This window comes from Methylophaga sp. UBA2012, assembly GCF_002335235.1.
Lineage (GTDB): Bacteria > Pseudomonadota > Gammaproteobacteria > Nitrosococcales > Methylophagaceae > Methylophaga > Methylophaga thalassica.
On the sequence record NZ_DDCG01000013.1, the window covers coordinates 194,227 to 221,057 of the forward strand.

21 protein-coding genes are annotated in these 26,831 nt (G+C 43.6%); 9 read left to right on the plus strand and 12 right to left on the minus strand.

Translation table 11 applies throughout. The features are described 5' to 3' along the window. The coding region (locus B2248_RS10490) for a peptide chain release factor 3 (protein WP_286722968.1) at positions 1 to 917 on the minus strand (917 nt) is incomplete at its 3' end. 176 nt (positions 918 to 1,093) lie between these two features. Here B2248_RS10490 and B2248_RS10495 point away from each other — a divergent pair. Beyond that, entirely contained in the window at positions 1,094 to 1,861 is a 768-nt protein-coding gene (locus B2248_RS10495) for a DeoR/GlpR family DNA-binding transcription regulator (RefSeq protein WP_273182250.1), read from the plus strand. A 23-nt stretch (positions 1,862 to 1,884) separates the two neighbouring features. On the opposite strand, the gene B2248_RS10500 is transcribed toward B2248_RS10495, so the two are convergent. Beyond that, positions 1,885 to 4,203: an aminotransferase class III-fold pyridoxal phosphate-dependent enzyme gene (locus B2248_RS10500; RefSeq protein WP_273182252.1), complete on the minus strand. Its 2,319-nt coding sequence runs from the start codon at positions 4,201 to 4,203 to the stop codon at positions 1,885 to 1,887. A gap of 144 nt (positions 4,204 to 4,347) precedes the next feature. On the opposite strand from B2248_RS10500, the gene fabG reads away from it, so the two are divergent. Further along, positions 4,348 to 5,127 (plus strand): 3-oxoacyl-ACP reductase FabG, encoded by a 780-nt coding sequence (gene fabG / locus B2248_RS10505; RefSeq protein WP_273182255.1) that lies wholly within the window; start codon positions 4,348 to 4,350, stop codon positions 5,125 to 5,127. 77 nt (positions 5,128 to 5,204) lie between these two features. Here fabG and B2248_RS10510 read toward each other — a convergent pair whose 3' ends face one another. After that, the gene (locus tag B2248_RS10510) at positions 5,205 to 7,526 is read right to left on the minus strand and encodes an FdhF/YdeP family oxidoreductase (RefSeq protein WP_273182256.1); all 2,322 of its coding nucleotides are present in this window, start codon (positions 7,524 to 7,526) and stop codon (positions 5,205 to 5,207) included. Between the two features lie 367 nt (positions 7,527 to 7,893). Here B2248_RS10510 and B2248_RS10515 point away from each other — a divergent pair, with 367 nt between their 5' ends. The 7 genes from B2248_RS10515 to B2248_RS10545 all read left to right on the plus strand — a co-directional run bounded on the left by B2248_RS10515 (position 7,894) and on the right by B2248_RS10545 (position 17,293). Further along, a complete protein-coding gene (locus B2248_RS10515) occupies positions 7,894 to 8,409 on the plus strand; it encodes a MarR family winged helix-turn-helix transcriptional regulator (RefSeq protein WP_007145749.1) in 516 nt (171 codons plus the stop codon). Next, entirely contained in the window at positions 8,406 to 9,605 is a 1,200-nt protein-coding gene (locus B2248_RS10520) for a multidrug effflux MFS transporter (protein WP_273182259.1), read from the plus strand. Before B2248_RS10515 ends, B2248_RS10520 begins: the two co-directional genes overlap by 4 nt. Positions 9,606 to 9,669: 64 nt before the next feature. Continuing rightward, the gene (locus B2248_RS10525) at positions 9,670 to 11,037 is read left to right on the plus strand and encodes a TolC family protein (RefSeq protein ID WP_273182260.1); all 1,368 of its coding nucleotides are present in this window, start codon (positions 9,670 to 9,672) and stop codon (positions 11,035 to 11,037) included. Continuing rightward, on the plus strand, positions 11,034 to 12,200 hold the full coding sequence (locus tag B2248_RS10530) for an efflux RND transporter periplasmic adaptor subunit (RefSeq protein WP_273182262.1): 1,167 nt from the start codon (positions 11,034 to 11,036) through the stop codon (positions 12,198 to 12,200). Before B2248_RS10525 ends, B2248_RS10530 begins: the two co-directional genes overlap by 4 nt. Beyond that, positions 12,200 to 15,328 carry an efflux RND transporter permease subunit gene (locus tag B2248_RS10535; protein WP_273182264.1) on the plus strand — a complete coding sequence of 1,043 codons (3,129 nt, stop codon included), beginning with the start codon at positions 12,200 to 12,202 and terminating at the stop codon, positions 15,326 to 15,328. Before B2248_RS10530 ends, B2248_RS10535 begins: the two co-directional genes overlap by 1 nt. Before the next feature lie 2 nt (positions 15,329 to 15,330). Next, on the plus strand, positions 15,331 to 16,002 hold the full coding sequence (locus tag B2248_RS10540) for a response regulator transcription factor (protein WP_273182267.1): 672 nt from the start codon (positions 15,331 to 15,333) through the stop codon (positions 16,000 to 16,002). Next, entirely contained in the window at positions 15,992 to 17,293 is a 1,302-nt protein-coding gene (locus tag B2248_RS10545; protein ID WP_273182268.1) for a sensor histidine kinase, read from the plus strand. Before B2248_RS10540 ends, B2248_RS10545 begins: the two co-directional genes overlap by 11 nt. Here B2248_RS10545 and B2248_RS10550 read toward each other — a convergent pair. From B2248_RS10550 to B2248_RS10590, 9 genes are all read right to left on the minus strand, one after another. After that, the gene (locus B2248_RS10550) at positions 17,262 to 19,184 is read right to left on the minus strand and encodes a sensor histidine kinase (protein ID WP_273182270.1); all 1,923 of its coding nucleotides are present in this window, start codon (positions 19,182 to 19,184) and stop codon (positions 17,262 to 17,264) included. The two genes, B2248_RS10545 and B2248_RS10550, sit on opposite strands and share 32 nt — an antisense overlap. Continuing rightward, positions 19,163 to 21,376, minus strand: coding sequence for a bifunctional diguanylate cyclase/phosphodiesterase (locus B2248_RS10555; RefSeq protein ID WP_273182272.1), 2,214 nt, complete (start codon positions 21,374 to 21,376; stop codon positions 19,163 to 19,165). The genes B2248_RS10550 and B2248_RS10555 overlap by 22 nt, the downstream gene beginning before the upstream one ends. 149 nt (positions 21,377 to 21,525) lie before the next feature. Further along, a complete protein-coding gene (locus tag B2248_RS10560) occupies positions 21,526 to 22,296 on the minus strand; it encodes an ATP-binding protein (RefSeq protein WP_007145759.1) in 771 nt (256 codons plus the stop codon). Between the two features lie 48 nt (positions 22,297 to 22,344). Beyond that, a complete protein-coding gene (locus B2248_RS10565) occupies positions 22,345 to 23,568 on the minus strand; it encodes a PepSY-associated TM helix domain-containing protein (RefSeq protein WP_273182275.1) in 1,224 nt (407 codons plus the stop codon). 37 nt (positions 23,569 to 23,605) lie between these two features. Beyond that, the gene (locus tag B2248_RS10570) at positions 23,606 to 24,418 is read right to left on the minus strand and encodes an energy transducer TonB (RefSeq protein WP_273182278.1); all 813 of its coding nucleotides are present in this window, start codon (positions 24,416 to 24,418) and stop codon (positions 23,606 to 23,608) included. Next, the gene (locus B2248_RS10575; protein WP_273182281.1) at positions 24,415 to 24,843 is read right to left on the minus strand and encodes an ExbD/TolR family protein; all 429 of its coding nucleotides are present in this window, start codon (positions 24,841 to 24,843) and stop codon (positions 24,415 to 24,417) included. Before B2248_RS10575 ends, B2248_RS10570 begins: the two co-directional genes overlap by 4 nt. Beyond that, entirely contained in the window at positions 24,843 to 25,235 is a 393-nt protein-coding gene (locus tag B2248_RS10580; protein ID WP_007145763.1) for an ExbD/TolR family protein, read from the minus strand. Before B2248_RS10580 ends, B2248_RS10575 begins: the two co-directional genes overlap by 1 nt. Continuing rightward, positions 25,225 to 26,061, minus strand: a complete 837-nt coding sequence (locus B2248_RS10585; RefSeq protein ID WP_273182283.1) for a MotA/TolQ/ExbB proton channel family protein — start codon at positions 26,059 to 26,061, stop codon at positions 25,225 to 25,227. Before B2248_RS10585 ends, B2248_RS10580 begins: the two co-directional genes overlap by 11 nt. Positions 26,062 to 26,246: 185 nt before the next feature. Further along, positions 26,247 to 26,831: S1 RNA-binding domain-containing protein (locus B2248_RS10590; protein ID WP_286722977.1), on the minus strand; the 585-nt coding region annotated here is incomplete at its 5' end.

Consider the following 26,831-nt stretch of genomic DNA (forward strand, 5'->3'; position numbering starts at 1 on the left):
TTCGGATCCATATTGGCCTGAATCTTAAACACAAAACCACTGAACGCTTCTTCAGCTGCACCCACTTCACGTGTTTTGGTTTCGCGCGGCTGTGGCGGTGGTGCATATTCGACGAAAGAATCCATCAACTCGGTAATACCAAAGTTATTCATCGCTGAACCAAAAAATACTGGTGTCAGACGCCCGGCCAGAAATTCATCCAAATCAAATTCATGACTGGCACCACGTACTAACTCAATTTCTTCACGTAAATCTTCGGCCATACTGCCAAACAGCTCATCCAGTCTTGGATTGTCCAAGCCTTCAATAATTTCTCCGGCTTCTTTACTGTGTGGTTCGAATATATGCACACTGTCATTCAGTAAATGGAAAATACCTTTAAAACCTTTCCCCATACCAATTGGCCAGGTAATCGGGGCACACTGAATGTTCAGAATCGTTTCGACTTCATCAAGTAGTTCAATCGGTTCACGACCTTCGCGGTCAAGTTTATTCACGAAAGTAAGAATCGGCGTGTCACGCAGGCGACACACTTCCATTAATTTAATGGTCCGTTCTTCAACACCTTTCGCGCTGTCAATCACCATCAGGGCCGAGTCAACCGCCGTTAATGTCCGGTACGTATCTTCTGAGAAATCAGCATGGCCCGGTGTGTCCAGTAAGTTGACTATACGGTCACGGTAAGGAAACTGCATCACAGATGAAGTGACCGAGATCCCACGCTCTTTCTCCATTTCCATCCAGTCAGACGTGGCATGACGATCAGTTTTCCGGGATTTGACACTACCGGCCATCTGAATCGCACCACCGAAATAGAGCAGCTTTTCAGTTAATGTCGTTTTACCGGCATCGGGATGCGAAATAATCGCAAAAGTACGGCGTTTTGATGCCGCTTGTTGAACTGGGCTAGATGACATGAATGTAATGCTCTTATGAATACTAATTATTCTGAAGGTTCAGAAAAGTCGCCTATTTTCGCTGAAAACGCCTGGGGAAACAATCAAACAAGACAAATCCTAATGTTTAACACAACAGACATGTTAGCGATGCGAGGTTTTGTGGTAACTTTTAGGTTCTTCATAAGGCTGTAACTATGTCACGGAAAAAAGTAGCACGACACAAAGCAATCATTGACGAACTGACTATCAATCCCTCTATGCGGGTGAGTGAGTTAGCAAAAACACTGCAAGTCACCACTGAAACTATCCGTCGAGATTTAGAAGAACTAGCAGAACAAAATCTGATTAGTCGCACATATGGTGGTGCTTTACTAAGACAGGCGGCTGAACCTGTTCTCAATGAACGTCATAAAGCCAATTTGGCAGAGCGTGCAGCCATTGCAAAAAAAGCCGCACCGATGTTGAAAGGGGCTAAAGTGCTGATGATAGGTTCAGGTGTCACCACGGTTGAAGTCGCGAAACGGATTGCCTATGAAATGAATAATATTACGGTCATCACCCATGCTTTTGGTGTGGCCACTGTCCTATCATTCAATCCAACGATTAAAGTGATCATGGCACCCGGTATTTATCATGGCGAAGAAGGCGCAACACATGGTTCGCAGACTTGTCAGTTTTTATCAGATTACACGGCTGACTGGGCCATTCTTGGGGCTAGTAGTCTGGCACCTACCGGGCCGGCTGATGCACTTACCGACGCTGCTGATGTCTATAAACAAATGATTCGCCAAAGTGCCAATACGATGGTGGTCGCTGATCACAGTAAATTTGATCGTCTGGCAACTGCGCGCTATGCCAGATGGAATGAAATTGATCATCTAGTGACAGATCGTCAACCCAGTGGACCATTAAAGAAAGCCTTAACGGCTGATAAGGTGAATATCAGCGAGGCGGCAACCTGAACCGCCTCAATGATAAATATGAGTTAGACCTGCTTGGATAAAGCATCTAAAAAGAAATCTGCTTCGTAACGCGTTAATGTCAATAAAGGGCGAAGCTTCAAGGTTGCTCCATATTTTCCTGCTGCCCCAATTAACACGCCGGCATGTTTCAGACCATTAATAATTTGTCGGGTTTTGCCTGGATCAGGAATGTGTTTATTATCTCTTTCACCAATATCAATTCCTAAAAATAAACCTTGGCCACGCACATCAGCTATAAAAGATGATTGTTTGGCCATAAACTGAAGCTGCTGTTTGAGATATGCACCCATCTTGCGTGCATTTTCCTGCAGATTATCCTGCTGTATCGTATCCAGTACCGCCTGCCCGGCCGCTGCCGCAACAGGGTTACCACCAAAAGTATTAAAGTAGCCGACATCAGCACAAAACGATTCAAGATAATCCGGTCGCGTTGCCACAGCGGCCATCGGGAAACCATTTCCCATCGGTTTACCCATTGTGACAATATCTGGCGTCAGTCCATGGAAGTCGAAGCCCCAGAAGGTCTCGCCCATGCGGGCAAATCCAGGTTGAACTTCATCGGCAATGAAGACACCACCAGCATCTCGTACCACATTAACGGCCTGTTTCAGAAACCCTCGTGGCTCTGAGTAAATACCATCCGATGAGAAAATCGTATCTACTAATAATGCCGCCACCTTTATGCCACGCTGCTCAAGCGTTTCAACAGCCTCAGCCACTTTCGCGGCAAATCCCCCAGCAATATCGTCACCATAAATAGCAGATGATGGTGCCGGAATCGCGACCACATTATCAGGTAAACTGCCATGCTTGATGATCGACGGTGACACCGTTGTCACTAAGCTGGTATTACCGTGATACGCATCTTCAGTGACTATAAAACCGGTTCCACCTGATGCATTTTCTGCCAGACGCATAGCCAGGTCATTGGCTTCACTCCCTGAGCATGTCATCACCACATTGGATAGAGAATCTGGCAATGTTGCTTTCAGTGATTCCAGATAATCATCCACCACAGAGACCAAATAGCGGGTATGCACGTTTAAGGTTGCAATTTGTTTGGATACAGCCGCGACAACTCTCGGATGGCAATGCCCCAGACAAGGCACATTATTATAAAAATCAAGATAGCGTTTACCATCTGCAGCATGCATCCAAGCGCCCTGAGCAGAGACCATTTCAATCGGGTTTTGATAAAACAATACAGATGCGGCGCCCAGATTATCTAATCGTCTTTCCACATTTTTATTATGTTTACCAGGCTTAGCTTCAAACGCATTCATATCGAGAATACGCTTTTCATTCAGGGGTAACTTTTCCTGTTCTTCATGCTCATCAAGATAACGTTTAGCTAATTCAATGGTACCGGTTGTGTATTTATCAAAGCCCGCTTCCGCTGCGGTTTCCGTTTCTGGATGACTCGCGACCCATGCGGTCAACAGCAAGCGCCGGAACATCACAAATGTCGAAATCATCGCTTCATCTTCTTCGGATAGCGGTGAAACGCTTCTATAACCCCGTATCCAGGCACGCTCTAGTTCTGGTAATAATGGCGATAACTCAAGGAACGACACCGCTGAAGCAAAATCATACATAAACCAGCTAAAACCGCAGTCATCAAAATCGATGACGCCGAGATCATGGCCGTCGGCCAATAAATTGGCTAAACGTAAATCAGCATGAACCAGACCAAACCGTTCTGGTCCTTCACCATAATTTGCCAGTTTTGACTCAAGGACTTCACACAGTCTTTCCAGCACATTTTTACCTTGCTCATCCAGACCCAAAGCCTCACGCCAGTCTCCCCATAAAGGTTGGCGGCCAAAAGCACTATCAAAATTCCATTTTTTACGCTCAAACGTGTCAGGTAATGTCCACTCTTTTGCGTGCAGGTGCAGCTTTGCTGAAGTCTCACCTAATAACTCAAAGCCCTCTATCAACGATTCATCTTCACTCGGCTGCTGTCCAGGAAGAAACTCAAACGCCACCACATAACGTGCTGTGCCGTCATCATCAAACTCTGCTACCAGCGATCCATCTTTCATTGCGAGCGGCTCGGGAGTATTCAGTACTTGCTGCTGACGTAATGATTGTATCCACATCAGTTCAGACAGAATCTCATTTTTAGAATGATAATCAGGCCGATGTACCCGAATAATAAACTTGCTACCACGCGGCTTATCTTTAATTAAAAATGTGGCATTTTCCGACACGGTCAATAACGAAATTGTGGCCTCATCCGAAACACCCCACTGAGGAAGCAAACCTTTCACTCCGCGAGTTAAGCCTTGAACAAACAAGGAATTATATAAACCAGCCATAAAAACAAACCTCTAAAAACTGTATCAATTAGCCACATTTATATATCCATTTTTACTGACTTGCAATATTTTTGTTGCAAAGTGCAAGATTTATGTTAAAAATACAGTCACAACACTATTCAATAAATATACGGAGAACTGCATATGCTCACTTCAATTAAGAACAAATCTGTCATTGTCACTGGTGGCTCGAAAGGTATTGGTAAAGGTATTGCCAGTGTATTTGCAAAGCAAGGTGCAAAAGTCATGATCGCTGCTCGTGGTGAAGCCGCTGCTAAACAAACTGTTGAAGAAATTAATGCCAACGGTGGCACAGCAGATTATTACTTATGCGACGTCTCAAACTGGGAGCAAGTTCAGGCATTAGTCGCCTATACCGAAGAGAGTTTCGGTAGCGTTGATATTCTCTGCGCGAATGCAGGCACCTTTCCACAAAAGAAAATTGTCGACTTAACACCAGAAGATTGGGATGACATCATGTCAGCCAATCTGAAAAGCACCTTCTTGTGTGTGAAAGCGTGTATTCCACAGTTCGAAAAACAAGGTAAAGGTCGTGTGGTGGTGACCTCATCTATCACTGGCCCAATCACCGGTTACCCTGGCTGGTCTCACTACGGTGCAACAAAAGCAGGTCAGTTAGGTTTTATGAAAACAGCTGCAATGGAACTGGCTCGTTATAACACCACAATCAATGCCGTCATGCCAGGAAATATTTACACTGAAGGTTTAGCCAGTTTGGGTGAAGAATATCTGAACAGCATGGCTGCGGCGATCCCATTAAAACGTCTGGGTGCCGTCGAAGATATTGCCAACGCGGCCTTATTCTTTGCTGCTGATGAAGCGGCTTACATCACAGGACAGCAGATTGTCGTGGATGGTGGTCAAACCTTGCCTGAATGCATGGAAGCAGTAGCGGAAATCTAATAGCAAATACACTTGCTATATCACATAAAAAAAGGCACTGATCATCAGTGCCTTTTTTATTTCTTGCCTGGTCTAACTTAGGCTACAGATGCTGTCACCGCTTCATTGGCATTAGCTGCACTGGCCACCACTTTAATTGCAATGAATTTAGAGGTCGGTGTAAAAGTCTTATCACCATAACTTTCCAGTGGCACTAATGGATTCGTTTCCGGGTAATATGCTGCCGCCTGACCTTGCGGGATGTCATAACTCAACAAGGTGAAGTTAGACACTTTTCTTTCTTTGCCATCTTCCCAAACGGTAATCATATCAACTTTCTGGCCATGCTCGAGGCCAAGACGTTTAATATCCGCTTCATTTGCAAAGACCACATCACGCATGCCATACACACCACGGTAACGGTCATTCATACTGTAAACCGTTGTATTGTATTGGTCGTGTGAACGCATGGTTTGCAAAATCAGATCTGGCGTTTGCCCTTTCATGGTGACCTGATCCTGTAACAAGGTTTTAGGTAATGGATTGGCAACAAAGTTAGCTTTGCCTGTTGAAGTGTTCCATTGATGTTCCGCCGCCGCATTACCTAAGTAGAAGCCACCCGGATGTTGTATTTTCTCACTGAAACCTTCAAAACCAGGAATGACTTCAGCGATTAAGTCACGGATGCGATCATAGTCTTCTACCAGCCATTCCCAATCCACGGGTTTATTACCTAATGTGGCTTTAGCGATACCAGCAATAATAGACGCTTCAGAGCGTAATAGAGGTGAAAATGGTTTTAGCTGGCCATAGGAGATATGTACCATACTGAAGGTATCTTCCACCGTCACACCCTGTAACCCTGATTTTTGGAAGTCTTTTTCAGTACGTCCCAGACAAGGCAGGATCAAGGCTTCTTTTCCAGTAACAAGATGACTACGGTTCAATTTGGTTGAAATCTGCACAGTCAGATCACAATTTCGCATAGCCTGATGAGAACGTTCGGTATCTGGGGTTGCCTGAACAAAGTTACCACCGAGCCCGAAAAACACTTTCGCCTGACCTTTTTCCATCGCATCAATGGCCTGAACCGTTGTATGTCCATGATCGCGCGGGACTTTAAAATCAAAGCGTTTTTCAATCGCATCCAACAACCATTCCGGTGGTTGCTCATCAATCCCCATCGTACGATCACCCTGCACATTGCTGTGACCACGTACAGGCGATAATCCCGCACCAGGACGACCGATATTGCCACGCAGTAATTGCAGATTCACAATTTCCTGTACTGTCGGTACTGAATGTACATGCTGTGTGATCCCCATAGCCCAACACATAATGACACGCTCAGCTTTACTATAAATTCTGGCAGCCATTTCAATTTCGGCCAGGCTCAAACCCGACTGAGATTCGATTAACTCCCAAGGAGTGTTATCGATTTCGGCAAAATAATCGTCCATACCGTGTGTATGTTGCTGGATAAACGCATGGTCTAATACGGCAGGTTTGCCTTTTTGCTGCGCTTCACGATCCCATTGTAATAAGAATTTGGCCATACCGCGGATAGCCGCCATATCTCCGCCTAATGCGGGTCTGAAATAGGCACTATTCGTAGGCTCTGACTCATTGGTCAGCATTTCAAGCGGGCTTTGTGGATGCTGAAAACGTTCCAGGCCACGTTCTTTTAGTGGGTTAAAGCACACCACATGCGCGCCACGTTTTACCGCTTCACTTAACGGTTCCAACATGCGTGGATGATTGGTGCCTGGATTTTGACCGATGACAAAAATCGCATCCGCTTCAGCAAAGTCTTCAAAGGTAACCGTTCCTTTTCCCACGCCAATTGCTTCAGACATGCCTATACCACTGGCTTCATGGCACATATTGGAGCAGTCAGGAAAATTATTGGTACCAAAGGCACGAACAAAAAGCTGATACAAAAATGCCGCTTCGTTACTGGCGCGACCAGAGGTGTAGAATTCTGCCTGATGAGGAGAATCAAGTTGGTTAAGATGTTTTGCTACTGTATCAAACGCTTCTTGCCAGGTAATGGTCTCGTAATGATCTGTGTCTGCGTTGTAACGCATCGGATGGGTAATACGGCCTTGTGACTCCAACCAGAAATCACTCTCTTTGAGTAATTCAGTATTACTGTACTTAGCGAAAAAGGCTGGGGTGACCTTACGGCCAGTGGCTTCCCAGTTAACTGCTTTAGCGCCATTTTCACAAAATTTAATCATGCCTTTTTCAGGCGTTTCCCCCCAGGCACACCCTGGGCAGTCAAGACCGTGATCCTGATTTGTTTTCAGCATCGCACGGATGTTGGATATAGCATTTTTGCTACCCAACCAGTTACGAGTAACACTGATAAGTGCACCCCAACCAGCAGCTGGACCATTGTAGGGCTTGTAATGACTCACTAGGACATCTCTCCGGACAAGATAATAAAAACAGCTAACAACGGTTCATGAAAAACAAAGCATTACGCTTGTTATGACAGGCATCTCATCGTTGTAGCCGAATACGGTAAGTGAGATCAGAACGGCATGTTCTGCATGATGAAACAGGATCTGATAGTTAATGATAAATCCTGTCATCCTTCTGATCATTGCGATCACGAATATTATAATTTGCTTCTATAGTCAGCATCAATATTACATTCAATTTCAGGAAAAACTTCCTCTAGCGGCTATTAAATATTTGCTTTTAAAAACAGTGAAATAAAATTAACTTAACGTTAACTATCTCTATGTTAAGATAAATAAATTTCAGCTAATCAGGTAAGTCATGTCGCCACAAAATATGGATGATTTGGATGTCATCATGCAGCAATGGAAACACGTGGGTCTAGAGACCGATGCAGATGCCATCAAAGTCGTCGGCCGAATTTTGCGCATAGCAAAGACTATTGAACAGCAACTGGCCGAGCTACACCGGACCTTTGATCTCAAGCCGGGTGAGTTTGATGTACTCGCCACGTTAAAACGTGAAAACAAATGCTATTTGACCCCATCAGAGCTTTACCAGAGCATGCTGCTCACCTCTGGTGCCATGACAAGCCGGCTGGATAGACTGGAACAGAAAATGCTCATTCAGCGCAAACATTGTCAGCAGGATCGTCGAAAAGTGTTGGTCTCTTTAACCAGCAGTGGTAAAAAGCTTATCAACACGGCCTATCCAGCTCACTTTGTATTACTTGAAAAGCTCCTTTCTTCGATAGAAAACAAAGATAAAGCCTTACTAGCGAACTTACTCAAGTCGACACTTGCCTCTATTGACTCATCAACCATTGATACCTTATGAACCAAACGACAGCGCCAACGAAGGCACTTATTTTATTACTGGCAGCGTTGACCGCGCTGACGCCGTTAGCGATTGATGCCTACTTACCAGCCATCCCTCAAATGGCTAACGATTTAATCACCAGTATTCATGACACCGAAATATCCTTGAGCCTCTACTTGGCTGGTTTTGCACTAGGTCAGATATTGGGTGGACCATTCTCCGATCATTTTGGCCGACGCACAGCAACGGGCAGTGGTTTGACGATTTTCTGTCTAGGTACGATTGGTATTATTTTCAGCCAGGATATCCACAGTGTTTGGGGCTTTAGAGTCATTCAAGCCATTGGCGGAGGCGTTGCCGTTGTCAATGCTGCCGCTGTTATTCGAGATTTAAGTCATGGCAAAGACAGTGCCAGACACCTTTCCAATATGGCAGTTATCATGATGCTTGCACCTTTATTGGCGCCACTTATCGGCATGCTGATCCTGCATATCAGTGGCTGGCGGCTTATCTTTGTTTTCTTACTTGTCTATGGTTTAACTATCGGCATAGCACTGTTTTTTCGACTGCCAGAAACCCGTAAAAAGACAACCGAACGCACTAGTATGCTCAAGCGCTATGGCATGGTATTGAGTCATCGCTGTGCTCTGGGCTTTATTTTTTCTCAATGCTTTGCCCTCGCAGGAATGTTTGCCTTTATTACAGGCTCACCTTCCGTGTACATGGGATATTTTGAAATCAGCGAAACCATCTATCCGTTTCTATTTGGTTTGAATGTGATCGGTATGATGCTGGCGAACCGCCTCAATATTCGTTTGTTGCACTATTACAAACCACATTTTTTATTAAGTTTAGGGCAAGCCGCACAAATTCTGACCAGCTTAATTTTATTAAGCTATGTCAGTGTCATCGCACAGCCTCAACTCTGGTTTGTGGTGAGTTTATTGATTTTATTTATTGCTGCAATGGGATTGATTGTCTCAAATGCCACGTCTGGGACGGTGGAGTTTTTCCCCCACAACAGTGCAACGGCAACCGCATTGTTGGGCTCCATTGGCTTTGCTGCCGGTGCGCTCAGCGGTTCGCTGGTTGGTTTACTCGGCGATGGGACACCGTGGCCGATGGTTCTCATCATGTTTGTCTGTTCCTTACTAGGTCCCATCCTCAGGACATTACTGCAATACGGCCAACAACAGCCGCAAACGCAGCCGTAATTTTTAACCCCGTCTTAACTGACAGCCATCTATGCTGTGCAGGTAAACGTTGATAGAGGTATTCATGAAGTTAGCTTGTGTCAGACAAAGCAAAGTAATCACACTGTTGAGTACTACATTGTTGCTATCAGCATGTATTTCCATGCCTGCGAGTCCTGATTACACACAACAAATTGAGCAACAACAAGCGCTGCCTGCCTGGTCACAATCTGCTGATGCTATTGCTGTTGTTTCGCTTAATAGTCTGATTGATTCAGAGCAGCTCAATCAGCTGGTAGAAACAGCTGTCGCTAACAATCCCACATTGCAGCAGACCTGGTTAACGCTACAAATTCGTCAAACACAGTTACAACAAACCGATGCGGCACGTAAACCACAAGTCAGTGCGGATGCCAGTGCCACCCGCAGTGAAAATGCTTCGGATAGCTTTACTAGTAATATTGATATCAGCTGGCAGGCTGACCTATGGGGTAAGTTAAAAAACAATAGTCAGGCAGCCAGTAAAGACGTTATAGAACAAGCCCTGCTTTATCAGGCGGCCCGAGATAGTTTGAGCGCCGAAGTAATGAAAGCCTGGTTAAATCTCACTGCTACGTCACATGCCATTGATATAGAACAGCAGCGCTTGAATACCCTAGAGCAAAATGAAACCTATATTCTGCAACGCTACAGAAATGGCATTGGTACGTTAGAAGATCTGGATAATGCTCGCAGTGCCAGTGCACAATCCAGGGCAAGTCTGGCTTCCTATCAAGAAGATTACCGTCAACAACAGCGTGACTTGAAGCAATTAGTGGGACTGAGCAATGCTCAGGACATCGCTGCTCCGGAAAGCTACCCTCAAGTCAAACTGGCACTAGCTGACTTACCACAACAAACTCTGGCACGTCGGCCCGATTTACAAGCCGCTTATACTGCAATAGAAGCCAATCAGTTACGAACCAAAGTAGCGTATAAACAACTACTGCCTAATTTGGATCTCGGCGCTGCAATCAAAGATGCGGCCTCTTCACCTCACCAGGCATTAATGGCTTCACCTTTGTGGTCATTACTGGCGCAACTGACAGCCCCGATTTATCAAGGCGGAGAACTACGTGCTGCTGCCAAAGAAGCTGAGTTAAATGAAGCTTATAGCTACCAGAGCTACCGAGAAACACTATTAACCGCTATTAATGAAGTTGAACGATACCTGAGTCTGGAACAAAATCTGATGACTCGTCAGCAACATATTTCCGCTGCATTAAAAAGTGCCCAGAACAGTCTGAAACAATATCAAACAAGTTATCGAACCGGCCTAGTCGATATTCTGGATTTATTAACTGTTCAACAACAAACCTACAATCTGGAAGCCTCTCTGGACAACCTGATTTATCAACGTTTAATCAACCGCATTAATCTTGGCTTAGCACTGGGCCTGGGAACAGCATCATGAAACGCCACCTACCAAAAATCATTCTATTCTTTATTGCTTGCTGCATTTTGATTATCACTGTCGTGGTGGTAAAGCACCTGTCTGCAGCACAGGCCAATCTCCCTATTCCGACGAAAAAAGAGCAAGCACCGAGCCCGGATGTGTCTGTGATTAAAGTGGTAGCAGGTAGCTATGCATCTGAAGTCAAAGCCTACGGTGCGGCCAAACCGCACTTTGATATCACTTTAACTGCGCAGGTGGCCGGACAGATTGATTCCATATCAGATCAGTTTGAAACCGGTAAACGGCTCAAAAAAAATACCATAATGGCAAGGCTGGAAAACAGTGAATATCAAGCTGCTGTTGAAAGTGCACGCCAGGCATTAAGTTCAGCTAAAGTCAGTTTACTTGAAGAGGAACGACAAGGTTTACAGGCTTTAAGTGAATGGAAATCATCGGGATTAGAAGGCGAACCTGATTCCGATTTAGTATTACGAAAACCCCAACTGGCTGCAGCAAAAGCAACGGTAAAACAGGCAGAGGCCAGCTTAAAAGCAGCTGAAAAAGATCTGTCTCAATCCGCTATAAAAGCGCCTTTTGATGCGTTAGTGATCAACCGTGCCGTATCCCCTGGCGGTTATGTACAAACAGGCTCTGAAGTGGCGACCTTATACAGTACTGATCGTGTTGAAATCAGTGTGGCGCTGTCTGCTCAAGAGTGGAATAACTTACCTAGTCTGGCAATACTCAACAGTGGGAAGTGGCCCGTTGAAATTGAAAGTGTCGAAGATCATCATATATGGCAAGGACGTGTTTTAAGGGCTGAGCAAAATCTGAATGTCGAAACCCGCCAGCGCAGTCTCATTATTGCAGTAGATGAACCTCTGGATCTCGAACCCGCCTTATTCCCTGGTACCTTTGTCAGCGCCCATATCACAGGTAGAAATGTCGCTGGTGTCTGGAAACTGCCTAACAGCGCCTTAAGTCAACGCGGTGAGGTCTGGTATGTTGCTGCGGATAACACTCTGCAAAAATTCAGTGCCTCGCCATTATTTTCCAGCAGCGGTTATATCTATATACAACCACCTGAACCTTTAAACAATACGCCCGTTATGATCCTCGTTAGCCCTTTAAACAGCTACCTTGAAGGCATGGCTGTTAACCCGGTTGAGGTAGCGCTTTAATGATGAAAAAATCATTCTCAAGTGGGATTATAGGCTGGTTTGCCGCTAATCCGGTGGCCGCTAACTTACTCATGATTCTGGTCATTGTGCTGGGTGTGCTGGAGTCAGGTCAATTACGTAAAGAAGCCTTCCCAAGCCAGGATCCAAGCTCTTTAACTATCTCCGTATCGTATGACAGCGGTTCTGCCAAACAGTCAGAAGAAGGACTGGCGATAAAGATAGAAGAACAGCTTGAGGACGTGATTGGTATAAAACGTATTACTAGTACTTCGACCGGTACAGGCGTCACTGTCAATGTTGAGAAACAAAGTGAATATGACCTCGACACTTTATTACGTGATGTCAAAACCAAAGTTGATGCGATATCTACCTTTCCGGCTGATGCCAAAAAACCGGTTATTGAAAAAGCACAGCGTGAAGAACACTCACTGTGGTTGCAGTTGTATGGTGATACCGACAGACATAGCCTGCAACAACTTGCTTACAATTTAAAAACTGACCTAATCGCCAATCCCAATATCAGCTCAGTCAATATTTCTGGTTGGCTGGATCCGATGATGGCCATAGAAATTGATGATGGCAAATTACAATCCTACGGCCTGTCTTTATCTGATGTAGAAGAAGCAATCAATGCCGGTTCATCCAATACCATGACGGCAGTATTACGCAATAAAACGGTTTACTTGCAGCTAAAAGCATCAGAGCAGGCTTATCTGAAGCAGGACTTTGCCTCTATTCCGCTACTCACACTGGCGAATGGTAACCAACTAATGTTGGGTGAAGTCGCCAAAATTAATGATACCTATGATGACAGTACTTCGGTCTTATCTCGCTTTCAAGGCCATGACAGTATTGCATTACAAGTCATCACCACCGGTCAGGATGACATCACCAATACGGTTAATGCTGCAAAAAAAGTAGCTGAGGAATGGCAGCAGGATGGAAAGCTGCCTGACAACGTTCAGCTCGAAGCCTGGTATGACCGTAGCGAATCCATTAAACAGCGTCTGGAATTATTGGTTAAAAATGCCTTTACCGGCATCGTTATGGTTTTCATTCTGCTCGCTTTGTTCCTGAACCTGACCGTCGCTTTCTGGGTTGCCATGGGACTGCCGTTCATCTTTTTCGGCACACTTTATTTTATGGGCGACAGCTTTATGGGGCTATCACTCAATGAATTCACTACCTTTGGCTTTCTGTTGGCATTAGGTATTGTGGTTGATGATGCCGTCGTTGTGGGTGAATCGGTTTACGATGTCAGATCGAAAGAAGGCGATACCATTGAAAATACTATCAAAGGCACGATGATCGTTGCGATTCCTACTCTATTCGGTGTCTTCACTACAGTCGCTGCATTCTATGCCTTATCGCAACTCGAAGGTGGCTTGGGCAGGCTGTATTCACAATTTGCCGCCGTGGTCACAATCTGTCTGATTTTATCCATTATCGAATCAAAATTAATCCTGCCTGCGCATCTCGCCCATCTGAACACCCGGCGTCAAATCAGCGAGCGTGGATTGTTAAAAGTCTGGCATACCATTCAGCACACGATGGATAGTGGTCTGCAATGGTTTAATCAATCCTGTTACCGCCCAACAATTAATTTCGCATTAAACCAACGCTATGCGGTCACCGTGTTGTTTATTGCTTTATTTATTTTTGTGATGACTATGCCGATGACCGGCATGGTTAGACTGAGCTTTTTCCCTTCTATTCCAGGCGATACCGTCCGTGCTCAGCTCACGATGCAAAACGATGTGAGCTATGGCTTGACACATAATGACCTGGCTTTGATGGAAAAACTCGCTTATCAGACAGACAAAGAGTTAGGTGGTAACGATGATATTGCTAATCTGCAAATTTTGTCATCGAGTGATCAGGCAGGTACGGTCACGGTCGAACTAAAGTCTAGTGCACCTTATGACATTACTACATTCAGCCATCACTGGCGTCAGTTAGTCGGCATACCTGAAGGGGCAAAAACCGTCAGTGTCAGATCACGACATGGATCAGTGGAAGATCTTCGTATTGAATTACGTGCCAATGATGATCAGATTCTTGAATTAGCGGGTAACGATATTAAAAATACCTTGACGGCTATCCCTGCTATCAGTGGTATTGACGATAATCTTGAGCCGGGTCAGCCGCAATTACATTTATCACTGAACCCTCAAGGCCGGGCATTGGGGATGACCACAAACGATTTGGCAGTACAAATATTACAGGGCTTTAGTGGTCAAGTCGTTCAACGCTATCAACGCAATAGTGATGAAATTGAAGTCAAGGTACGTTATCCGGAAGAACAACGTCAAAATGCCGCCGACGTACTCAACTCACGTGTCAGAACGCCGAATGGCGATGTCGTGCCATTATCGAGTGTGGCGAATGTCAGCTTCGGTTTTACCCGCGACTCAATCACCCGAATAGATAAAAAACGGGCGGTATATATTTCTGCGGATGTGAACAAAGATATCTTATCCACTACTGAACTGGTATCACAGTTACAGACGAATATTGTGCCTAATTTGATGCGAAAATATCCGGGGCTGGATATTCACTTCGCCGGTGAAGCTGAAGAACAAGCTGAAACAGAGTCTTCGATGGTGCATGTCTCATTAATCGCCATCCTGATAATTTATATGCTGTTGGCGATTCCATTGCGCTCCTACATTCAGCCGGTATTGATTATGACCGCTATTCCCTTCGGCATTGTCGGTGCCATACTGGGTCACTGGGTCAACGATCTGACCTTAGGTATTTTATCGTTGAATGGCATCATTGCTTTAAGTGGTGTGGTGGTCAACGACAGCCTACTGCTAGTCTCACGCTTCAATGATATTCGCCATGAATATGACGATATTAAACAAGCCATCAGCATCGCCTGCCGAAGTCGTTTACGCCCGGTATTGTTGACCTCTGTCACCACATTTGCCGGTCTGATGCCTTTATTAAGTGAAACCTCCCGGCAGGCCCAGTTTTTAATTCCGGCAGCAGTTTCTCTGGGCTACGGCATTATGTTTGCCACTATCATCACTTTGATTTTAATTCCAAGCTTATTACTGATTCAAAATGATGTTTTAGCCTTATTTAAACGAAAATCCATCACACACCGTGCTGAGGTAAATTAACCATGTTCCATGTGTTATTAATTGAAGATGACCTCGACCTGGCTGAAACGGTCATTGATTATCTCAGTTTAGAAAATATCGAATGTGATCATGCCAGTAATGGGATTGCTGGCTTACAGTTAAGTCAGGACAATCACTATGATGTATTGTTACTGGACTTAAATCTGCCCAGAATGGATGGTCTGACAGTGTGTGAGCGATTACGCGGACAAGGTTATGATATCCCTATTCTGATGCTGACAGCACGTGACCAAATCAGTGACAAAATTACCGGTTTTAACACTGGAACAGATGACTACTTGGTCAAACCGTTTGATCTGGATGAACTGGTTGTACGTATTCAGGCACTGGCACGTCGTCGTAGTGGTCAGGTGCAACGCTTGCAATGCGATGATTTAATCATGGATCTTCAGACAAAAACTGTCACTCGCCGAGGACTGAACTTAAAACTTTCACCAACCAGTTGGCAGTTATTAGAAGTCTTAATGCGTGCTTACCCCGATGTGGTAAGCAAACAAAAACTGGAAGCCGCTATCTGGGGCGATTCACCACCTGATAGCGACAGTCTCAAAGTACACATGTTTCATCTAAGAAAAGCCGTTGATGCGCCATTTGATAAAATTTTAATTCACACCATTTCCGGCCATGGGTTTGCACTAAGAAATGAAACTTAAACTCAGCCTCAAACTCTGGATCGCTCTGTCTTTTTTGATACTCGGAATAACCATTGTTACGGGTTACTCCATGCTCAGTATTCATTTCTTTTTCCGTGGCATGGATAGCATTATTTCAGCCAATATGGAGAACGCAGCGGAAGATTATCTTAGTGGCATAAAAGAGGGAAAGGCAAATCCAGGCAATGTTGATAATTACACTGTCACACAAACATGGGAAGCGCAGACCGAACAGATAAAAACCTACTTTAAAGAACCCAAACGATTTGGTGTGTTACATAAGCAACGTAAACAGTCTGAACCTGGAAAACGTCCTTATTTAATGTATTTTCTGATCAAATTGAAAGTGGAAGGTCAGACTTATTTTGTCAGTCGTGCTTTTACCAGGGCGGATGCTTCTCCCTTAGTTGGTCAAAATGCCAGACAGAGCCGCCAGCTTATTATCAGCCTGAGTATGGGTATTACCCTGCTCCTCGCGCTGGTGACCTGGTTATTGATGAAACGTTTATCGCAGCCGGTCTCAAAACTCACAAAATGGACACATGAACTTCGCCCAGAAACACTAAAACAGTCACCGCCTGATTTTGCCTATCCAGAGCTTAATGAGATGGCAGAGCTAATTAAGGGTTCTTTATCATCCGTCAATGCATCGATGGAACGCGAACAAAAATTCTTACGCTTTACCAGTCATGAATTACGCACACCTATCAGTGTGATCAGAAATAATGTGGAATTAATGCATAAAATTCAGCAAAAACAGTCCAGCGCTTTACCCGATAAGCAGCAGGAAATTTTTGAACGAATTGAACGCGCCAGCCTGACGATGCAGAATCTGTGCGAAACATTATTGTGGCTAAATCGTGATGAGACTGACTCATTGGTCAAACAACATTTTCGTCTGGATGAATTAATCGATAACTTAGTCGATGAATTACGTTATTTGCTCAAAAGCAAACCCGTTACTATCCAAGTTGAAACACAAGCATGTGAGTTGCATGAGTCTTCCGTGGCAGCAAGAATCATCATTGGCAACCTGATAAGAAATGCCTTTCAGCATACCTGGAATGGCCATGTCAGTATTCAACAGCATGGTGCGCAGATCAGCATTCGTAATCATTCCACTCAAGCGGATAAAGGTAATAGCAGCGAAGATCAGGGCTTTGGTTTAGGCCTGCAACTCACCGAACAACTTTGTCGTAAATTGCAGTGGCAGTATCAAAATCAAGTAAATAGTGACGGCCACACTGCGACGTTATCGATTATCCCGGCTCATTCAGCTGAACGGGAATAACCAGTATGAAGGACGTGCCTTTACCAGGCTGTGAGCTTACGCTAATTGAGCCGTGTAACAACTGTGTGATCCACTGGTGGCAAAGGTGTAATCCAAGGCCTGTGTGTCCTTCTCCCCTCGCGTTAGTTTCAAACGGATCAAAGATTTTTTTCAATCGATCCGCCTCAATACCATTGCCATTATCAGAGATTGTTACCGTCACATGATCTAGTGTTTCCTGAAAAACGTCTATCTGAACTTGCCTGCCAGCACGTCCAGCGAAACCATGTGCAATCGCATTATCAATCATGTTCTGGAATAACTGGGAAATAATGCCAGCGTAACTCTGTATCACTAGCTCTTCAGGCCCAGATATATCCAAACGAATATCAAACCCCTTCAGTCTGGGTAAAGATGTTGTGGTGACATCTTTAATCACCAGCATTAAATCAAATTCCGTTGCCTCATCAGTATGTCGGTCAACCGCCAGACGTTTAAAACTGGTGACTAAATCAGTGGCTCTTCGTAGATTTTTTTGAGCAAGTTCAATCGTATCGGCCGTCTGTGTTAAATAATCCTGAAGATCACTTTTTCTCAACCCCTCAGTGACCGCTAAAGCTAGTTGTCTACGGGATGAATCAAGGCTCGATAATGTCAGTGAAGCACCGCCTAACGGCGTATTTAATTCATGAGCTAAACCTGCCACCATCATCCCCATTGAAGACAGTTTACGCAGTTCGACCATGGAGTCCTGCATTTGTTGTTGTTGTTCATAGGCGATCTTTAATTGTTGATTAGAGAGAGATAATGCCTCTTTCTCTATAGCCAGTTCTCTGAACAAGTCATACTGTTTTCGTCCATCGTGAAGAAAACGCCAAATCAAAAACAAGACAATCAGCAAAATCGATATAGCCGGACTAAAGACGATTAAAGCAACTTTTTGCTCGACATCATTTAATAAATCCGGTTCGGAGCTATCAATAAAAAACAGGCGATGACGACTCTCGGCCGTATTATCACCAAGATCTATAACACTGTAACTGATTAGCCTGTTATCTTTTATGAAGTTATGTAATGGCTGTTGCTTAAGTATAGTTCTGATGACATCAGCTTGTAGTAAGGTGTTTGTTCTGACGAGGTAGTCTGTATACGAACGAAAATCAAGCGAAGCATTAGGATGCATAATCCAATAACCTTTATTATCAATTATGCGTAATTTATTGCCTTGCCCCTGGTCGAGAGACTCAAGCATATCATTTAACACAAAATTGATAATTAACACCCCATCCTGTAAACCATCCTCCGGCGCAGTATGCATCACTGCCCGGATAGTTTTTTCGAGAGGCATGATGACTTTCCCATTTTCAATATTGGGGTTTATCGCTGAAATAAATACGTCATCTCCCCGAAGTTTCATCCCTGCCTGAAAATAGTCGCGTTTAGATTTATCTTGTAATTGTTTTTGCTCAACAACGATGATGTCATCGCCATTGATATTGACTCGGACTTTTTCCATCCCATGCTTATCCAGCCACCTCACCTGACTGATATAAGATGAAACGTTTGAGAAATCAGTAAACATCTTTTCTATTGAAGAAAAATCCGGCGGCTGACCAAACGGCAATGATTGTTCAAACTGTTGATTGTAACGAAGCAGACGAATTAACTGTTGGATATGCCCCAGTTCTCTTGAAAAAGTATTCATAGCATTATCGAGCCGATTTTGCTGTGCTTCAAAATACGGCTGATAATTTGATTCAAGTATTTGAAGATAAATGTGATAACTGAGAAAGCTGATAACAAAGAAAATGGGCAGATAGAGAATAACCAGGCTTTGCCATACATTTCTGAATATTAATGGCAGATGAAATCCCTTGGTTTCAGAAGCTGTTACGGGTGTTTTAGTGCCCACCCAACCGCCTCGTCAATAGGCATCGGTCGGGCATAAAAATAGCCCTGCCCTAAAGTACATCCAAGTTCAATCAGCTTATCTCTTTGCAGTGTGGTTTCGACACCTTCAGCAATCACTTTGAGTCCAAACCGTGTAGCAATCCGTATGATCATATCTACCACATGTTCAGACGATTCTCTTTCACCAAGATACTGCACGAACGATTTATCAATTTTTAAGGTAGTTGCAGCCAGTTCTGTCACATGTGATAAAGAAGAGAAACCAGTACCAAAGTCATCAATACTCACATCCATTCCAAGAGCAATGAGCTTTCTCAATGTTGCTGATACCTGCTCATAATCAATCATGGCTAAGGTTTCAGTTATTTCCATATCGACCTGATGCGGCGAAATAGCTTCTGCCTCAAGTAATGACAGAATGGTAGAGGAAAAATCACTGAGTAATAATTCATGGCAGGAGACATTAAAAGAAATAGGTACACTTATCCCAGCAGCCTGTAGTTGTTTGATGGCCGCACAGCATTGCAATAATATGGCTTTATCTAACTGCTCCACTAAGCCCGATGCTTCAGCAATAGGGATAAAAATATCTGGCGGTACCATTTCACCATCCGATTTAAACCAGCGTGCCAGTGCCTCAAAGCCAATCAATCTCCCGCTCACCATATCGACTTTGGGTTGAAGGTAGGCGTGTATTTCATTTGTTGTCAGACCAATATTAAAATCATTCAGCATTTCCAAATGCTTAGAAAACATAGCTTCATTGTCTAAAGAAACATGGTGAAAATGGCTGCTACTGACGGCTCTGAGACGATATAGGTGACTTTCCATTTGTCCAAGTAAACGCTCGGGACTTCGGTTCAATGATGGAGCTAACTGAGCTGAAACGGCTTTCGCAATAATCTTATGCTCACGACGCTGGATCTGGTTTTTCTTACCTAATATCTCATCAAATCTTGAAGCAGATAGTACATGTGACTTATCCAATAAAATTGCAAATGCATCCCGACTGATGATGGCTATTGCTTGTATTCCTTCAACTTGTGATAACTCGTCGTGCACTGTCTTTAATAATTGAATGGCAAACTTCTCACCAAAAGTCACCGTAATATCACTGAATCTATCAATCGAAATTAAAACAATTTGTGCCTGCTCACCCCAATACTCATCAGCAGCCAGTTGTTGACAAAACCAGTTCCGATTATATATCCCGGTTTGCCAATGTTTGAATGCCAGTTCGTTTAAATATTCTGTGAGTGCAATATTGGCAAAACCATTGTAGATATTCTCGCCAAAGACCTTTAGTAAGTGAATATCTGACTCAGTTAATGCTGTGGCGGACTTGACGACAATTAGATAATAGACCGGATTAGGCTGTTTAAATGAAAAATACAATAACGAATAGCGTCCTACAAACATGTGCTGTTTTTGCTGTATTGTTTTTTTTATTCTTTTTAACAGGATTTCATTTTCCAGAATAGTAATTGATTGTCCTACATAAGGTTGATATTGTCCTGTTGCCGCTAAAACCGCGGAGCCTTTCTCTAAATCAAGCGGCTCCGTCATTTTCAAACTCATAATACCGCCGTCGGTGATCCCGATAATCCGGTCGATTTCTTCAAGCACAGTTTGCGAAAAATGGGGTAAGTCGTTCTGTCTTGAAATGGCTTGTGAAGCAGTGACGACTCTTTCTAATCCCTGACGGGCACTTTTTAACTCGTTCATGCGACGCCAGGTTTTCAGATTACCGTTCATCACATTGAATAAGTGCTCTTCACCCAAATCGGTTTTAGACCAGTAATCGTCAATATCATACTGCTCCATCACATCACGATTGGGGGCGACTCCGGGCTGCCCGGTTAGTAAAATAATTCGAATAATAGGATTATTGAGCGTACTGCGGATGTAATCAACTAAGCGTAAGCCAGCATCATCAGATTCCATAACAACATCGAGGAGTATCAAATTAATATCTGGACGCTTTTCCAGGATAAGTCGAGCCTCTTTTGCTGAAGAGGCTGTGAGCACTTCCATGGTATGCCCTTGTACAATCATTCTTGATAAGGCATTGACTAATGATTGTTGAAAAGTGTCATTATCCTCTACACTGAGGACTAACCAACGCGGCTTTTTCGACGTTGAGGAAATAGTATTCTCGGCGTCAAACTCGAAAAAAGAATTGTCTCGATTCATTTCGATAATCCTTTATGAAATTACAGCCACGCTACTCTATATCAATGAATAAAAGTAAGTATTTAGATGCTAGACATCATCATTCATTCTTTAATTTCATTTAGCCAAACAGATGATCAATAATCAACCAAGCATTCGTGTGGTTATAGCTAAAACTGAGCACGATAATATTGATAAAACTGTTTTGCCGTTCTACCACTGTGGCTCCCCCTTCCCATCGCGTAAAGGCGGGCAGCCTCATGTAATTGACTCTTATCAGTACTGATATCGGCAAATAATTTTTCAACTATAGCAAAATAATTTTCCCAGTTAGCTGGGTAGAAAGATAAGGTCAGTCCGAACCTATCCGATAGGGCTAATTTGTCTTCCAGGCTATCAGCATAATGCACTTCACCATCGACTAATCCACTTAGCTGATTTTCAGACTGCTTTTCTGGCAATAGATGACGTCGGTTTGATGTAGCATAAAGTCTGACATGTTCAGGGGGCAGTTCCAATCCACCTTCCAGTAAGGTTTTTAATGGTTTATAACTGGATTCACCGGCTTCAAACGATAGATCATCACAAAAAATGATAAAGCGAAATTGCTCACTTTCTTCTTCCAACTCATCAAGGATTTCAGGCAGAAAACTCAGATCATCTTTATCAATTTGAATGATACGTAAGCCTTGAGGTGCCATTTCATTCAGGAGCGCCTTAATCAGAGAAGATTTACCTGTACCTCTCGCTCCCCATAACAAGGCATGATTGCTGGTTTTACCTTCCAGAAAATGCTGTGTGTTTTCAATAATAGCTTGTTTTTGTCTATCGATTCCCTGCAGTTCATCCATTCGAACAGCGTCAAGACGAACCACCGGCTTTAACTTTTGACTCCGGCTTCGCCAAATGGCGGCATAAACCTGATGCCAATCAATACGCATAATATCTCCTTCATTTATTCAAATGGAGCTAGCATAGCATTATCTATGTTAGTGGAGAGAAGAAGACATACTCAGCGCTTGATTGATTCGGGTAGAGACTCTGGCACGGCGTTTTTTTGCCCAGATAATAATACCGGTGACGCTGAAAATCGCTATCATCAGTCCCATAATAGAAACCATCACTCTCCCTGGTAGACCTATGATGCGGCCAGAGTGTAATGGGAATTGGGCTTGAATAAAAATATCTCCGGCAGTTCCTTGTCCCGGCAATTTACCACCAAGGTATTCACCACTTTTACCATCAAAATACAGCCATGGATTACCTAAACCACCATCACCATGATCATTCTCTGGTCTATAAAAACCAACCCCGTAAACATCGTAGTGAGATGCATAAAAAATACCGCCGGCTGGATCTGTAATCCCCATTTTATCGGCCTGCTCACGCGCAAGGGGTAAAATTTGTTCGCGTGTCAGTTCAGCATTCACCGGCTCATCCAATGCTGTGGGCGTACGCTGATCAAATGGTGTTGGTGTCAGTTCAGAAAAAACAGATATCACTGGTCGCATCACTTCGTTATTCAGATTCATCGAAATCGATGTTACAGCCAATATCAATACAAATCCCCAGAGCCAAACTCCTCCAGAACGGTGCAAATCAAAGTTTAATTTGTAACCGCCTTTTTTCCAGCGAAACCGGAATGACTTTTTCCAACTTTTGGCTTTTGGGAAGCTAATCCATAATGCAATAAAGCTATCTATCGTCCAGACAATAGCAATAATTCCCATAAAGAGAATACCAAGCTCTATACCAAAACCATCTGGAATATGCATGCTGTAATGTAGCTTGTATAAAAAAGGAAGAATATTCTCGCGGCTCAGTGATATCTGGCCCCACATTCTGGTTGTCTGGACTTCTGACGTCGCAGGATCAATCGCAACTTGATTGAAATCAACAGGTGCTGCCTTACCTGTTTCAGGTAAAGGTCTCGGCATCACTGTCATCAATAAACTATGATCAGCTTCAATATTGAGTGGCATAAAGCTGACCATTAACTGTGGGTTTTCCGCTTCGAATTTATTTGCAAGTGCTAACGGACTTACCAAATCGTTATCTAGGCTTTGTGTTTTTGCTTTATAAAGCTGAGGGTTTAACCACTCATCCACCTCATGATCCCATGAAATGATTGCCCCCGTCAGTCCCGCAATAAACAGAAAAACTGCCGTAGCCAGACCAAACCAGCGGTGAGCGACGACCCAGATTGAACGCATATTAACCACCATTAGCAATTATCAAATCAATATCAGCTTATGAATTTAACTGGAAAGCAATAGGCACATTAACTTCGAGCTGAGACTGCGTCATATCATCAGGAAACGATGGCAGTGGCTGTGCTTTTTTTAACATGCTAATTACGGCTTCATCCAAACGTGCTGAACCTGAACTTTTTGTAATACGAAACTCCAGCACCTTGCCGGTACGATCGACAATAAAAAAGAGTTTAACAATCCCTTCTTCACCACGACGCCTAGATGCCATAGGGTAGCGCTTATGCTTAGCAAGCGTAGCAGCGAGTTCACTGTAATACGATTTCTGTGCAGCAATTTGACCACCACTCAATTGAGTACTAGCTTGGCCGGTAGTCTTTTTCTGTGATGTTTGTTTATTATCACTTGTGCTTGTTGTGCTACTGGCTACAGTGTGCTGTTTAACTGGCTTAACCGGCTCTACTTCTTTCTCAATAACCTCTTCAACCACTTTTTGTGGTTTAGGCTTCGGTTGTGCTTTTACTTTTGTCTCTGTTTTTTGTTTTGCTTCCAATTTTTTCGGCTCAATCACCGGCTCAGGCTCAACAACAGGTTCAGGTTCCACTACGTGCTGAGGTTGAGGTTCTGGCTCTTTCTGTGGCTCCGGCTCTGGTTCGGTTTCAGTCGATTGTTCTTCTGTTTTCTCTACTTCACCAAGATCACCCAGCATACCGAGATCAATTTCTACTCCCTGCAATCCCTCTAATTCAGCGCCATGCTCTTCTTCAGCATGATAAGTAAAGAAAGCAAAGCCTGCGGCGTGAATAGCAACCGCTATAAACAGCGCAAATATCCAATAACGATGTTTTGTCATGACACTTCCGCTTGTTTTTGTGTGGCTAGTGAAACACGTTTAATACCTGACTGTTTGATAATCGATAATACGTGCTGTAAGCGTTCGACAGGCAAACTGCCATCCACTTTGACTAAAATACGAAACTTGTCTTTATCTGCTGCAGCCTCAAATTGCTTGTTGATAGCGGGTAATAATGCATTATCGTCCACAATGTCCTGCTCAATCGCTACTTGACCATTGTCAGATACCACAATAACCAGAGGCTGCTCTATCTGTTTTGTCTCACTAGACGATAAAGGCGGTTGGACTTTAATTGGATCGGATTGACTGATATGGCCTGCTACCATAAAAAAGATAAGCATTAAAAAAACAATATTTATCAGTGGTACCAGACTATCATCCTGATCTGGTTTTTTATGTTGAATTGTTTGCCCGACTTTCATCAGTTCACTCCAGCCAGACTGACTGATTTGGCACCGGCTTGTTTAAATGCATCCAGTAAATCAATCATTGTTTGCGTTTCAATACCTGATTTCACATCAATGACATACACGGCTTCAGGATCCTGTTTAACGACTGTCATAACAGAATCCATATCTTTAAGAGATAAGGTCATATTGCCGATTTTATATTTGCCGTCGTTAGATATCAGCGTTACCACACGCTGATCACGTGATTCAGACTGTGATTCACTCGGGGCCGATACGTCAATTTGGCGCCACTGAATAAAGGTGGACGAGAGCATAAAAAATAATAGCAGAATGAACACAACATCAATCAGTGGTGTCAGGCTAATCGCTCTTTTATGTCTTGGCTGTTCAGTATTAAGCAGCATGGCGCATGGTTTTATTATCTGCAGAAACAGGCTGAGCACGTTCAACAGTAAAGATTTGTGTGACGGTGTCGTTCATTAATGCAGCGACACGTTCAACCTTACGTTCCATCCAGTTATGTACAGTCACCACAGGAATAGCGACAGCAAGACCGACAGCAGTGGTCAACAATGCCTGCCAGATACCACCTGATAACACAGAAGGATCAACCTGATTTCCCGCTGCTTCCATTTGCTGAAAAGCTACGATCATTCCTAGTACAGTACCTAACAAACCTAATAATGGACTTAATGTGGCAATCACTTCCAATGGTCGTAAATACGCACGTAATTGATTGAGACGAAGCGTTGCAACACGATCCAGCTCTTCTTTTAACGTGGCCAAATCCATTTTATGTTGTGTTAAACCACGAATAGAGATTAAGACTAATTCATCTACCGGACGTTTTGGATTGAGTCTCACCATGGCTTCAGCCGCATCACCTTTTTGCCAGTCACGAATCACAGACTTGAGGTGTTTTGCAGACTCTGGACGCGTAGACATAAACTGCCAAAGTTTGATTAACACAATCGCTAAAGCGATAACCGAAAATCCCGTTAGAATCCAGACAACCGGACCGCCAACATGCATGAATTCAGCAAATTGAGACATAACCGCATCAGGTTGCTGCTGAGTTAATGTGCTGACATCCGTACCATTCAATGCATCAGTTATCCCTGTAGTAACTGCACTTGGATCAGCATTGGCAGCAGAATCTACATTCGTTGCTGTGTCTGTACTATTGCCAATATTCTCTGCTGCACTTACTGCGTCATTTTCTTGAGCCATAAATCCCCCTTATCAATTTATCAATGATAATCGTTATCATTTAGCTTATCAAGAGGAACTCTTTCCTATTTATATAAGGTCTGCTCAGGTCTGTGATTGTCTGAATGGTGATAAAAATTTATATTTATTTTGATAAAAAAAAGCCCCGCATTGCGGGGCTTTTTCAGAACACATTAAAGAAAAATTTATTCTTCTTCTTTTGTTTCTTCATTAACCGCTTTCATACTTAAACGAATACGGCCTTGGCGATCAACTTCCAGAACTTTCACCTGGATTAAATCGCCTTCAGAGAGTTTATCCGACACATTTTCAACACGTTCTTCAGAAATTTGAGAAATATGTACCAGACCATCTTTACCAGGCAGAATGGTGACAAACGCACCAAAGTCCATTAATTTAGCGACGCGACCTTCATAGATCTTGCCAACTTCAACTTCAGCTGTAATATCTTCTACTCGGCGTAATGCCTGTTGTCCGGCATTGTAATCAGAAGAGAAGATCATCACGGTACCGTCATCCTGGATATCGATTGTAGCGCCTGTTTCTTCGGTAATTGCACGGATAGTAGCACCACCTTTACCAATAACATCGCGAATTTTATCTGCATTGATTTTAATGGTGATGATGCGAGGTGCAAACTCAGACATTTCAGTACGATGTGAAGAAATGACCGCATTCATTTTTGTCAGGATATGCATACGACCATCACGTGCCTGTGCTAATGCAGTGCGCATGATTTCTTCATTGATACCTTCGATCTTGATATCCAT

Coding starts and splice junctions, on each gene's coding strand:
- B2248_RS10585 (WP_273182283.1), bottom strand. CDS start 26,061: ATGGCTCAAGAAAATGACGCAGTAAGTGCAGCAGAGAATATTGGCAAT.
- B2248_RS10500 (WP_273182252.1), bottom strand. CDS start 4,203: ATGGCTGGTTTATATAATTCCTTGTTTGTTCAAGGCTTAACTCGCGGA.
- B2248_RS10535 (WP_273182264.1), top strand. CDS start 12,200: ATGATGAAAAAATCATTCTCAAGTGGGATTATAGGCTGGTTTGCCGCT.
- B2248_RS10565 (WP_273182275.1), bottom strand. CDS start 23,568: ATGCGTTCAATCTGGGTCGTCGCTCACCGCTGGTTTGGTCTGGCTACG.
- B2248_RS10575 (WP_273182281.1), bottom strand. CDS start 24,843: ATGAAAGTCGGGCAAACAATTCAACATAAAAAACCAGATCAGGATGAT.
- fabG (WP_273182255.1), top strand. CDS start 4,348: ATGCTCACTTCAATTAAGAACAAATCTGTCATTGTCACTGGTGGCTCG.
- B2248_RS10520 (WP_273182259.1), top strand. CDS start 8,406: ATGAACCAAACGACAGCGCCAACGAAGGCACTTATTTTATTACTGGCA.
- B2248_RS10495 (WP_273182250.1), top strand. CDS start 1,094: ATGTCACGGAAAAAAGTAGCACGACACAAAGCAATCATTGACGAACTG.
- B2248_RS10555 (WP_273182272.1), bottom strand. CDS start 21,376: ATGAATCGAGACAATTCTTTTTTCGAGTTTGACGCCGAGAATACTATT.
- B2248_RS10515 (WP_007145749.1), top strand. CDS start 7,894: ATGTCGCCACAAAATATGGATGATTTGGATGTCATCATGCAGCAATGG.
- B2248_RS10580 (WP_007145763.1), bottom strand. CDS start 25,235: ATGCTGCTTAATACTGAACAGCCAAGACATAAAAGAGCGATTAGCCTG.
- B2248_RS10570 (WP_273182278.1), bottom strand. CDS start 24,418: ATGACAAAACATCGTTATTGGATATTTGCGCTGTTTATAGCGGTTGCT.
- B2248_RS10560 (WP_007145759.1), bottom strand. CDS start 22,296: ATGCGTATTGATTGGCATCAGGTTTATGCCGCCATTTGGCGAAGCCGG.
- B2248_RS10540 (WP_273182267.1), top strand. CDS start 15,331: ATGTTCCATGTGTTATTAATTGAAGATGACCTCGACCTGGCTGAAACG.
- B2248_RS10545 (WP_273182268.1), top strand. CDS start 15,992: ATGAAACTTAAACTCAGCCTCAAACTCTGGATCGCTCTGTCTTTTTTG.
- B2248_RS10530 (WP_273182262.1), top strand. CDS start 11,034: ATGAAACGCCACCTACCAAAAATCATTCTATTCTTTATTGCTTGCTGC.
- B2248_RS10525 (WP_273182260.1), top strand. CDS start 9,670: ATGAAGTTAGCTTGTGTCAGACAAAGCAAAGTAATCACACTGTTGAGT.